The following is a 10,786-nucleotide window of genomic DNA, read 5'->3' on the forward strand; positions in this document are numbered from 1 at the left end:
TAGTTCGCCCACGAACTCCACCGATCTCGGGACCTTGTAGTTGGCCATTTCGCGGCGGGACCAGGCGATCAGGTCGTCCGCTGTCAGGAGGGCGTCGGGGCGGCGGACGACGAATGCCTTGCCGACCTCGCCGAGGCGGGGGTCCGGGGTGCCGATGACCGCCACGTCGGCCACGTCGGGGTGCAGGCCGAGGAGTTGCTCGATCTCGGCGGGGTACGCGTTGAAGCCGCCGACGATGAACATGTCCTTCAGACGGTCCGTGATGCGGAGGTTGCCCGCCGGGTCCAGGACGCCCACGTCGCCCGTGTGCAGCCAGCCGTCCTCGGTGATCACCTCCGCCGTCGCCGTCTCGTCCTCGTAGTAGCCGCGCATGACGTTGAAGCCGCGGACCAGCACCTCGCCCGGCACCCCCGGACCCTGCGGCGCCCCCGCCCCGTCGGCGATCCGGACCTCCGTGCCGGGTATCGCCCGGCCCGACGTCGACGCGATCACCGTCGGGTCGTCGCCGCGGCGGCACATCGTGACGATGCCGCTCGCCTCCGAGAGGCCGTAGGCCGTCAGGACGGTGCAGACGCCGAGTTCACCCCTGAGGCGTTCCACCAGCCGCAGCGGGACCACCGCCGCCCCCGTCACGACCAGGCGCAGCGCCGAGAGGTCGTGCGCGTCGCGGGCGGGGTGGTCGAGGAGGGACTGGTGGAGGGTCGGGGGGCCGGGCAGGACCGACACCCGCTCCGCCGCGATGTTCGCCAGCGCCGTGTCCACGTTGAAGACCGGCTGCGGGATCATCGTCGCGCCGCGCATCAGGCACGCGATGACCCCGGCCTTGTAGCCGAAGGTGTGGAAGAAGGGGTTCACGATCAGGTAGCGGTCGGTCGAGCGCAGGCCCGCCAGGTCCGCCCAGATCTCGTACGCCCGCAGCGTCTGCGCGTGGGTGATCAGCGCGCCCTTCGGGCGGCCCGTAGTCCCCGACGTGAAGATGATGTCCGAGGCGCAGCCGCCGTCCAACCGCGCGGCGCGCCCGCGTACTTCCCGGTCTCCGACGCACTCGCCGCTCGCCAGGAAGTCCTTCCAGGTGCGGAAGCCGGGCGGAGCGTCCTCCGAGAGGACCACCGCCTGTCGGAGCGCCGGCAGGCCCGGGAGCGGGCCCGAGGCGGCGTCGCCCTCGCCGGCCGCGCGCCGCAGCGACGCCACGTACGAGGTCCCGAGGAACGTGCCCGTCACGAACAGGAGCCGGGTGCCGCTGCGGCGCAGGACGTCGGCCGCCTCCGTACCCTTGAAGCGCGTGTTGAGGGGGACCAGGACCGCGCCCGCCGACACCGCGCCGAGTGCCGCGACGATCCAGTCGAGGGAGTTGGGGGCCCAGATGGCCACCCGGTCGCCCACCTCCAGCCCGCTCGCGATGCAGGCCGCCGCCGCGCGTTCCACCCGCGCGCCCAACTCCACGTACGAGATCCTCGCACGGCCGTCCACCACCGCCTCGGCGTCCGCGTACCGCTCCGCCGCCGACCGCACCAAGCCCGGAATGCTGCCCCACTCCACGTCACCGCGCACGACCACCCAGCCTCCCCAACGCGTAGCTGACTGGTCGTCAGATTAGCTGTAACCTGACGGGCTGTCAGCAGAGGGTGGGCATGGCATTGCGGAGGTGGGCGCGGCATGGCCGGAGGAGCGGAAAAGGCGGGAGGGGCAAGAGGATCAGGAGGGGTGAGAGGGCCGGGAGGGGCCGGGGGATCCAGCACCGTGGGGATCAAGGACGCCACCGCCATCGTCGGGATCGGGCAGACCGGATTCGCCAAGCGGCTTCCCGAGGACGAGAAGACCCTCGCCTGCCGGGCCGTCCTCGCCGCCCTCGACGACGCCGGGATCGATCCCGGCGAGGTCGACGCGCTCGCCTCCTTCACGATGGAGGAGACGGAGGAGGTCGAGCTCGCCAAGGCGGTCGGGTTCGGTGATCTGACCTTCTTCAGCAAGATCGGGTACGGCGGGGGCGGCTCCTGCGCGACCGTCGCGCACCTGGCCACCGCCATCGCCGCCGGGCAGGCCACCGTGGGGGTCGCCTGGCGGTCGCGCAAGCGCGGGAGCGGGCCCAGGCCCTGGACCAACACCGCCGTTCAGCTGCCCACACCGGCCCAGTGGACCCGGCCCTTCGGGCTGCTGCGGCCCGTGGACGAGATCGCGATGCTCGCCCGCCGCTACATGCACGAGTACGGCGCCACGCGCGACCACCTCTTCAACGTCGCCCTGGCCTGCCGCAACCGGGCCAACCAGAACCCGGACGCGATCATGTACGAGCGGCCCCTGACCCGCGAGATGTACATGACCTCCCGGTGGATCAGCGAGCCCCTCTGCCTCTTCGACAACTGCCTCGAGACGGACGGCGCGTTGGCCTGCGTGGTCGTCTCCGCCGAGCGGGCCCGGGACTGCCGGCGGCGGCCGGTGTACGTCCACTCCGCCGCCCAGGGGCTGCCCGCCCAGCACCACGGCATGGTGAACTACTGGAACGACGACCCCCTCACCGGCCCGGCCTGGACCGCCGCCCGGCATCTGTGGAAGCACGCCGACCTCACCCCTCAGGATGTGGACGTCGCCCAGATATACGACGCGTTCAGCCCGCTCATACCACTGTCGCTGGAGGGCTACGGGTTCTGCGGGAGGGGCGAGGGCGGGGCGTTCACCGAGGGGGGCGCCCTGGAGATCGGCGGGCGGCTGCCCATCAACACCGGCGGGGGCGGGCTCTCCGAGGCGTACGTCCACGGCTTCAACCTCATCACCGAGGGCGTGAAGCAGCTGCGCGGAACCAGTACCGCCCAGGTCCCCGGCGCCTCCACCTGCCTGGTCACGGCGGGCGAGGGAGTCCCCACGTCCGCGCTGCTGCTGAGGAGTTGACCGACATGCTGTCTCCCGTCATCGATACCGAAGGCGCCCCCTTCTGGGAGTACGCCGGCCGCGGCGAGCTCCGCGTCCAGGCCTGCGCCGAGTGCGGCGAGGTGCGTTTCCCGCCCCGGCCCTGCTGCCCGCACTGCCGGTCCTTCGCGTGCGAGTGGCGGCGGACGGACGGGCGGGGACGCATCTGGTCGTACGTCCGCCCCCATCCGCCTCTCCTGCCCGACTACGCCGCGCAGGCCCCGTACCACGTCGTCCTCGTCGAGCTCGATGAGGCGCCCCGGATACGGCTCGTGGGGAATCTGGTGAGCGGGCCCGGTGCGCCGCTCGACTCCGTTCCCGAGGAGCGCGTGCGGATCGGGGCCCGGGTGCAGTTCGTGTTCGATCCCGGCAGCGGGCTTCCGCAGTGGGTCCTGGAGCGCTCGTGAGCGACAGCCTGCGCGTCAGCGCCGACAAGGACACCGGCGTCGCGGTGGTCACCCTGGACCGGCCCGCGAGGCTGAACGCCATCGATCTCACCATGGCCGGTGAACTCGCGGACACCTGGCGGGAGTTGCGGTTCGACGACGCCGTACGGGCCGTGGTGCTCACCGGCGCCGGGGAGCGGGCCTTCAGTACGGGGATCGACCGGGACGCCGTGGTGCCGCAGCCGTCGTCGCCGTACATGCAGGACGATCCGCTGCTGCGCGTCGGACCGAAGGCGAACGACCTGTGGAAGCCGGTCGTCACCGCCGTGTGCGGGATGGCCTGCGGGGGCGCCTTCTACCTCCTCGGGGAGTCGGACTTCATCGTCGCGGACACCACCGCCGCCTTCTTCGACCCGCACACCGGCTACGGCATGGTCAGCGCCTACGAGTCCGTGCTGATGGCGCAGCGCATGCCCTACGGGGAGGTCGCGCGGATGGCGCTCATGGGCAACGCCGAACGGATCGGGGCGCGGCGGGCGTACGAGATCGGGCTCGTCTCCGAACTCACCGAGCCGGGCGGGGCGTTGGAGGCAGCGGTGCGGTGCGCGGTCGTGCTGGCCGGGTATCCGACGGAGGCCGTGCAGGGGACGGTGCGGGCGCTGTGGGCGGCGAAGGAGGCGGGCCGGGCACAGGCGTTCGCGCAGGCGCCGCATCTGATAGCGCTGGGGAACCTGCCGCCCGAGCGCCAGGCGGAGCTGTTCGGGGGGCGGGACGGGCGGACGTACCGTACACGCTGAGTCACCACTCGTACGCGTGGCGGGCACCGTCCGCCGGGCGTAGCGTCTGCTGTGAGAGCGAGGAGCCCTCCCCGGAGCGACGGCCGCCGTCCACAGCCCCTTCCGTGCGACTACTGGTACGGCGGCCGTCCCCGAGGAGTCCCGTCACGCCGTACGCGCGGTGCCCGTGCCCTTCTCCGCGTCGAGGGCGTAGACGCAGCGGTCCTTGCTGCAGGCGTACACCACACCGTCCTTGACGACCGGGGAGCCGGTGATCTCGCCGCCGGTGGCCAGCTTCCAGCGCAGGCGTCCGTCGTCGGCCTTCAGGGTGTACAGCAGGTGGTCGGTGGAGCCGAAGTGGATACGGCCCTCGGCGACCGCGGGGGCGCCGACGATGTCGCCGCCGGACTGGAAGCGCCACTTGGGAGTGCCGGTGACCGCGTCCAGGGTGTAGAGGCCCTTGCCGCTGCCGACGTGGACGTGGCCCGCGGCCACCAGCACCGGATCGATGGAGGCGCGGGCCTCGGTGGCGATGCGCCAGCGGTCGCGGCCGTCGGTGGCGTCGAGGGCGTACACCGTGCCGAGGTAGTCGGCGAGGTAGATGCCGCCGCCGGTGACCGCCGGGCCGGGGACGAAGGTGGGCGGGCAGAGGAAGACCGCGGGGGCCTCGAAGTGCCAGCGCACCATGCCGCTCGCCACGTCGACGGCGAGGACGCGGGTGCCCGCGGAGATGTAGACGTAGCCGTCCGGCGCCGGGGTGAGGCGGACCGGGACGCCGCCGCAGGAGGCCGCGTCGCCGATGGGGTAGGACCAGCGCTCCTCGCCCGTGCGGGCGTCCAGGGCGCGCAGCCGGGCGTCCTGCCAGACGTAGACGGTGCCGTCGTGGACGGCGGGTCCGGCCTCGGGGGACTCGAAGTCGGTCTGGCAGCCGCTGATCTCCCACAGCTTCTGCCCGTTGGCGGCCTCCCAGGCCTGCACGCCGCCGCCGCGGGTGCCGGTGACGACCGTGCCCCGGTCGGCGTGCAGGGAGTACACCCAGGACTCCGTGGACAGCCGCCACAGGTCGGCGCCCTCGCGGGCCTCCAGGGCGAACAGGGTGGGGCCGTCGGAGGCGTGGATACGGCCGTCCGCGACCGCCATCGACCAGGCCACGTCCCGGGTCTTGAAGCGGCGCCGGCCGGTACCCACGTCCAGGGCGTGCACCTCGAAGGAGGTGACGTAGACGAGGTCGCCGTCGACGGACGGGGTGCCCCACACGTCGTTGGACATGCGGAAGCGCCAGGGGCGCCAGCCGGACGCCGTCTCCGGCGGCGCGGGCGGGGGCGCCGGTACGGCGGGGTCGGCGCCGTTGACCCCGGGGCGCGGGCGGGACCAGCTGGCGACCAGACCGGCCTCCGGCGGGGGCGCCTTGACGGCGGCGGCGCGGGCGTCGGCGACGCGCGGGCCGGGGCCGATGGGCACCGGGGCGCCGGCCAGCCGGACGGGGCCGGTGTCGGGGGCGCCCGCCGGGGTGCCGACCGGCAGGGCCGGGCCCGGGATCACCGGGTCGTGCGAGGGCGGAGGCGGCAGCGCGGCGCGTCCGCCGCTGCGCGGGCCGGCGGGGGCGGGCTTGGCCGCCGGGCGGCCGCCGCGGCGGGACTCGATGAGGGCGACGGCCTTCTCGGGCAGCCAGGCCGAGGCCGTGCCGCTGTCGTCGGAGCCGGAGCCGAACAGGTGCGGGGCGAGCTGGGCCTGGAGGTCGGCGGGGTTGGGCCGGCCGGTGGCCTCCATCTGCATGCAGGACTCGATCAGCGGACGCAGCTCGTCCGGGAGGCCCTCCAGGTCGGGGCCCTCGCGCAGCAGCATGAAGACGGTCTCGACGGGGTTGGCGCCGTGGAAGGGCGGGTGTCCGGTGGCGGCGAACACCAGCATCGAGCCGAGCGAGAAGACGTCGCTGGCGCCGGTCACGCTCCGCGAGTCCTTGGCCTGCTCGGGGGACATGTAGGCGGGGGTGCCGACGGCGACGTTCGTCATCGTCAAACGGGTGTTCGAGACGCCGGACGCGATACCGAAGTCGATGACGCGGGGACCGTCCTCGACGACGAGCACGTTGGAGGGCTTGAGGTCGCGGTGGACCAGCCCGGCGCCGTGGATGGACTGCAGGGCCTCCGCCACGCCCGCCGCAAGCCAGCGCACCGCCTGGGCCGGTAGCGGCCCGCAGTCGTTCACTATTTCTTCGAGGGAGGGCGCGGGGACGTACGCGGTGGCCAGCCAGGGCACGGCGGCGCGCGGGTCGGCGTCGACGACGGCCGCCGTGTAGAAGCCGGAGACCGCCCGGGCCGCCTCCACCTCGCGCGTGAAGCGGACGCGGAAGAGCTGGTCCTCGGCGAGCTCGGTCCGGACCGTCTTGATCGCCACGCGCCGGCCGGACGCCGAGCGCGCGAGATAGACCAGCCCCATGCCGCCGGCACCCAGCCGTCCCAGCACCTCGAACGGCCCGATCCGCCGCGGATCGTGCTGCGTCAGCTGATCCACCACTTGCCTGCCACCTCCCCGTACGAGCCGCGTCACCCACATATGTACGCGACCCCGTGCAGCGTCTCACCACCGCACCGCCGTGGCGGCACGCACCCCGATTCTTCCTGGCTCGGGCACAGGTTGCGAACCCGGTGATTTATCGGGGTGTCTCGTGATAAACGAGACATTCCACGGCCGCTTGCGGTGTCGCTTCCGCCGTCGCTAGCGCTGAAGCAGCGCGAACGACGCCCCCTGATTGTCGGTCACGACGGCCACAGTGCCGTACGACGTCTCAAAGGGTGGCGCCTGCACCCGCCCGCCGAGCCCGCGCACCGCCTCCAGCGCGTCGTCGAGGTCCTCCACCCGGAAGTGGACGAGGAAGTGCGAGGGCATCTCGGCCGGGAAGACGTCGGAGACGGGCGCACGGCCGAAATCGGGCTCGGTGTCCGCGTCGAACAGGGCGTCGTGGAAGAGCTCGCCGTAGAAGGCGTTGGCCTCCTCGGTGTCCCGGGTGTAGAGCTGGACCCAGGCGAAGGTGCCCGGCTCGTGCCGCGCCCCGAAGCCGCTGTGGCTGCCCGGCTGCCACAGGCCGAAGACGGCGCCGCCGGGGTCGACGGCGAGGGCGGCCGTGCCCAGCGCCTCGATCCGCGTGGGCGCCGTCACCACCTGCCCGCCGGCCGCCAGGATCCGGCGGCACAGCGCCGCCGCGTCCGGGGTCGCGAAATACACCGTCCACACGGTGGGCATCCGGCCGTCCGTCTTGTGCCCGAGCGTGGCGACGGGCGAGCCGTCCTTGCGCGCCCACACCAAGGTGCCGACGGCGTCCTCGAAGGACCACCCGAAGAGCTCACCGTAGAACCGCTTCCCCGCCTCTACGTCGGGAAGCTGCGCGTCCACCCAGCACGGGACGCCCTCTCCGTACACCGATGCCCTGTTTTCGGCCATGCCGCCAAAGTAACTGCGCCGCGCGCAACCCGCAGACCAGGCACACCACCCTCCGCACCCCCATGCACCCCATTTGCAGTCGGCCGAATCGCGCTCCGATCACCCCTCGGTAAGCTGACGGCATGACAGGACAAGTGCGTACCGTCGACGGCCGCGTGGCCGGCCGGCGTGGGCAGGCGACCCGGCAGAAGCTGCTCGACTGCCTCAGCGAGATGCTCAGCTCCTCCCCCTACCGGGACGTCAAGGTCATCGATGTCGCCCGGAAGGCGGGCACTTCGCCCGCGACCTTCTACCAGTACTTCCCGGACGTCGAAGGCGCCGTCCTGGAGATCGCCGACCAAATGGCCGCCGAGGGCGCCGGGTTGACCGAGCTCCTCGAAGGGCGGTCCTGGGTCGGCAAGGCGGGCTGGCAGACCGCCCAGGAACTCGTCGACGGGTTCCTGGAGTTCTGGCGCAAGAACGACGCGATCCTGCGTGTCGTGGACCTCGGTGCCGCAGAAGGGGACAAACGGTTCTACAAGATCCGTATGAAGATCCTGAACTCGGTGAACAACTCCCTCTCGGACTCGATTGCCGAACTCCAGTCCAAGGGCAGGATCGACAAGGACGTGAACCCCGCGGCGATCGCGGGTTCCCTGGTCGCGATGCTCGCGGCGGTGGCCGGACACCAGAAGGGCTTCCAGACCTGGGGTGTCAAACAGGCCGAACTCAAGCCGAACCTGGCGCTGTTGGTACATCTGGGCGTGACCGGGAAGAAGCCGACGAAGTAGCCCTTGACGCCAACGGGCCGTTACCGACTCGAAGTCCTGTCTCGCGGGCGGTAGTTCACCGAGGTGAGCTGCCGCCCGTCGCGCTAGGCGGGCAGCGGCCGGTCCCGCACCACGTGCTTCATCACCAGCGTGGACGTCAGCCGCTGCACCCCTGGCAGCGTCGCCAGCCGCTCGTCGTACAGCCGCTGGAAGGCGGCGAGATCGGCGGTGGCCACCCGCAGCAGATAGTCCGGTTCGCCGAACAGCCGCTGCGCGTCGAGCACGTACTCCACCTCGCTGACCGCCCGCTCGAAGTCGGCGACCGTATCCCGGTCCTCCTGCCGCATGGAGACGAAGACCAGCGCCTCGAAGTTCAGCCCGAGGGCGGCCGGGTCGACCACCGCCCGGTACCCCTGGATGGCACCCGACCGCTCCAGCTCGCGCAGCCGCCGGTGGCACGGCGAGACACTCAGCCGCACCCGCGCGGCCAGCTCGGTCACGGTCAGCCGGCCGTCCTGCTGGAGCTCGGCAAGGATCTTCTGGTCCACGTCGTCCATGAAGTAGATATTTGCTCAGAACCCGCGATCATGGGCAAATTTCAGGAACACTTTCGGGACATTCCCGCCTAACGTCACCTCCATGGACTCGGGACTCCTTCTCTCCTTCCTCGCCGTGGACCTGCTGCTGGTGTGCGTGCCGGGCGCCGACTGGGCGTACACCATCGCGGCCGGACTGCGCGGCAGGTCGGTGCTCACGGCCGTGTCGGGCCTCGTCGCGGGCTACGCGCTGCACACGGCACTGGCGACGGCGGGTCTCGCGGTACTGGTCGCGGGCTCGCCCCGGCTGCTGACCGCGCTCACGGTGGCGGGGGCCGGGTACCTGGTGTGGCTGGGGTGGGGAGTGCTGCGCAGGCCGGGGGTGCCCGGGGCGGGCGCGGCCGGCGGCACGGAGGCGGCCGTCGGCGCGAGCGCCGGACGGGTCTTCCTGCGCGGCGCCGCGATCAGCGGACTCAACCCCAAGGGCCTGCTGCTGTACCTGTCCGTACTCCCCCAGTTCCTGACCACGGGCGACGGGCACCACCTGCCCGTCCCCGTCCAGACCGCCACGCTCGGACTCCTCCACATGGCCTGCTGCGCCGCCGTCTACCTCACGGTCGGCGCCCTCTCCCGCGCCCTGCTCGGCGCGCGCCCCGCGGCGGCCCGTGCGGTGACCCGCACGTCGGGCGCGGCGATGCTGGGCATCGGGGCGCTGCTGCTGGTGGAGCGCCTGGCGACGCTGTAGGGCCGCCCGGCGACTTTGCGGGGCTACGGCTGCCTTCGTACGATCCGGAAGACCCGGATCTCCCGGTCCACCCGCGCCTGGTACGTCGCGTACGGCGGCCAGAACGCCAGCAGCGCCTGCCAGGCCGCCGCCCGCTCCTCCCCCGCCAGCAGCCGGGCCGTCACCGGGATCTCCTCGCCCTTCCAGCTGACGGAGGCGTCGGGGTGGGCGAGGAGGTTGTGGGTCCAGGCCGGGTGGTCGGTCCGCCCGAAGTTGGACCCGACGAGTATCCAGCCGCGCCCGCCCTCCTCGGGCATGCAGGCGAGCGGCGTACGCCGCGCCAGCCCGCTGCGCGCCCCCGTGACCGTCAGCACGACCCCCGGCAGCAACTGCGCGCTGAGCAGGACCTTCCCGCGCGTGACCCGGTGGACGCCCCGGTCCAGCGCCGGAATCAGATGCGGGGCCACCTTCGCGAAGCCCCGGGTCGAGGACACTTTCTGCACCAACCGCACACCGAAGCCCGCCATCAGACCGCCACCTCCCCCTGCTCGAAGAGCCGCACCGAGTCGGCCGCGTGGGCGCGCAACCGGTGGACCGGCCCGAACAGCAGCTCGTCCCCGGCCGCCCGCTTGAAGTACAGGTGGGCCTCGTGCTCCCAGGTGAACCCGATCCCGCCGTGCAGCTGGATCCCCTCGCCCGCGGCCGTCCGCAGCGCCTCCAGCGCCTGGGCGAGCGCGAGCCCGCCCACCGGCCCGCCCGTCTCCCGCCACCGCCCTTGCGGCGCGGCCCCGGGCGGGGCGCCGGGCGCCGCGGACGGGGGCGCCGCCGCCCAGGCCGCGTAATAGGCCGCCGAGCGGGCGGCCTGCACCTGGACGTACACATCGGCCAGCCGGTGCTTGACCGCCTGGAAGGACCCGATCAGCCGCCCGAACTGCTCGCGCTGCTTGACGTACTCGACGGTCCGCTCCAGGGCCCGGTCGGCGGCCCCCACCGCCTCGGCGGCGAGCACGGCGGCGACGACGTCGCCGTGGCCGCGCAGGGCCGGGAGCGGGTCGGGGACGGTGTCGGGGGTGGCGTCGCCGAGCAACTCGGCTTCGACGTCCCGCAGTTGGACACGTGCCTGGGGGCGGGTGGCGTCGAGGGCGGTCTGCCGAGTGCGGACCAGGCCCGGCGCGTCCGCGGGGACCAGGAAGAACAGGGTGCGCGAGCGGGCGAAGCCGCCGGTGTGGGCCGCGACCAGGAGCAGCCCGGCGCTGTGCCCGTCGAGCAC

General features: G+C 72.7%; 11 protein-coding genes. 5 read left to right on the forward strand and 6 right to left on the reverse strand.

Annotation, left to right across the window (positions count from 1 at the left end; translation table 11 throughout):
• Positions 1–1,551 (reverse strand): FadD3 family acyl-CoA ligase (locus IPZ69_RS44425; RefSeq protein WP_235460601.1); only part of this gene is annotated, 1,551 nt, incomplete at its 3' end.
• A 189-nt stretch (positions 1,552–1,740) separates the two neighbouring features.
• Between IPZ69_RS44425 and IPZ69_RS44430 the strand changes: the two genes are divergently transcribed.
• Genes IPZ69_RS44430 through IPZ69_RS44440 form a run of 3 tightly spaced genes read left to right on the forward strand, consistent with a single transcriptional unit; the run spans position 1,741 to position 4,087 of the window.
• Entirely contained in the window at positions 1,741–2,886 is a 1,146-nt protein-coding gene (locus IPZ69_RS44430) for a lipid-transfer protein (RefSeq protein WP_235460602.1), read from the forward strand.
• Between the two features lie 5 nt (positions 2,887–2,891).
• The gene (locus IPZ69_RS44435; protein ID WP_235460603.1) at positions 2,892–3,311 is read left to right on the forward strand and encodes a Zn-ribbon domain-containing OB-fold protein; all 420 of its coding nucleotides are present in this window, start codon (positions 2,892–2,894) and stop codon (positions 3,309–3,311) included.
• Complete coding sequence (locus IPZ69_RS44440; RefSeq protein ID WP_235460604.1) at positions 3,308–4,087, forward strand: enoyl-CoA hydratase/isomerase family protein; 780 nt, start codon at positions 3,308–3,310, stop codon at positions 4,085–4,087. The genes IPZ69_RS44435 and IPZ69_RS44440 overlap by 4 nt, the downstream gene beginning before the upstream one ends.
• A 144-nt stretch (positions 4,088–4,231) precedes the next feature.
• Here IPZ69_RS44440 and IPZ69_RS44445 read toward each other — a convergent pair whose 3' ends face one another.
• Positions 4,232–6,583: an outer membrane protein assembly factor BamB family protein gene (locus IPZ69_RS44445; RefSeq protein ID WP_235460605.1), complete on the reverse strand. Its 2,352-nt coding sequence runs from the start codon at positions 6,581–6,583 to the stop codon at positions 4,232–4,234.
• Between the two features lie 201 nt (positions 6,584–6,784).
• Positions 6,785–7,507 carry a VOC family protein gene (locus IPZ69_RS44450; RefSeq protein ID WP_235460606.1) on the reverse strand — a complete coding sequence of 241 codons (723 nt, stop codon included), beginning with the start codon at positions 7,505–7,507 and terminating at the stop codon, positions 6,785–6,787.
• Between the two features lie 134 nt (positions 7,508–7,641).
• Here IPZ69_RS44450 and IPZ69_RS44455 point away from each other — a divergent pair, with 134 nt between their 5' ends.
• Entirely contained in the window at positions 7,642–8,277 is a 636-nt protein-coding gene (locus IPZ69_RS44455) for a TetR family transcriptional regulator (RefSeq protein WP_235460610.1), read from the forward strand.
• A gap of 83 nt (positions 8,278–8,360) precedes the next feature.
• Here the strand turns inward: IPZ69_RS44455 and IPZ69_RS44460 are convergent, their stop codons facing one another.
• On the reverse strand, positions 8,361–8,813 hold the full coding sequence (locus tag IPZ69_RS44460) for an Lrp/AsnC family transcriptional regulator (RefSeq protein ID WP_235460607.1): 453 nt from the start codon (positions 8,811–8,813) through the stop codon (positions 8,361–8,363).
• Between the two features lie 82 nt (positions 8,814–8,895).
• Here IPZ69_RS44460 and IPZ69_RS44465 point away from each other — a divergent pair, with 82 nt between their 5' ends.
• On the forward strand, positions 8,896–9,537 hold the full coding sequence (locus IPZ69_RS44465) for a LysE family translocator (protein WP_235460608.1): 642 nt from the start codon (positions 8,896–8,898) through the stop codon (positions 9,535–9,537).
• Positions 9,538–9,560: 23 nt separating this feature from the next.
• On the opposite strand, the gene IPZ69_RS44470 is transcribed toward IPZ69_RS44465, so the two are convergent.
• Positions 9,561–10,043 carry a nitroreductase family deazaflavin-dependent oxidoreductase gene (locus tag IPZ69_RS44470; RefSeq protein WP_235460609.1) on the reverse strand — a complete coding sequence of 161 codons (483 nt, stop codon included), beginning with the start codon at positions 10,041–10,043 and terminating at the stop codon, positions 9,561–9,563.
• Positions 10,043–10,786 (reverse strand): acyl-CoA dehydrogenase family protein (locus IPZ69_RS44475; RefSeq protein ID WP_268835828.1); only part of this gene is annotated, 744 nt, incomplete at its 5' end. The genes IPZ69_RS44470 and IPZ69_RS44475, both read right to left, overlap by 1 nt.

Source organism: Streptomyces olivochromogenes (genome assembly GCF_021538895.1).
Lineage (GTDB): Bacteria > Actinomycetota > Actinomycetes > Streptomycetales > Streptomycetaceae > Streptomyces > Streptomyces olivochromogenes_A.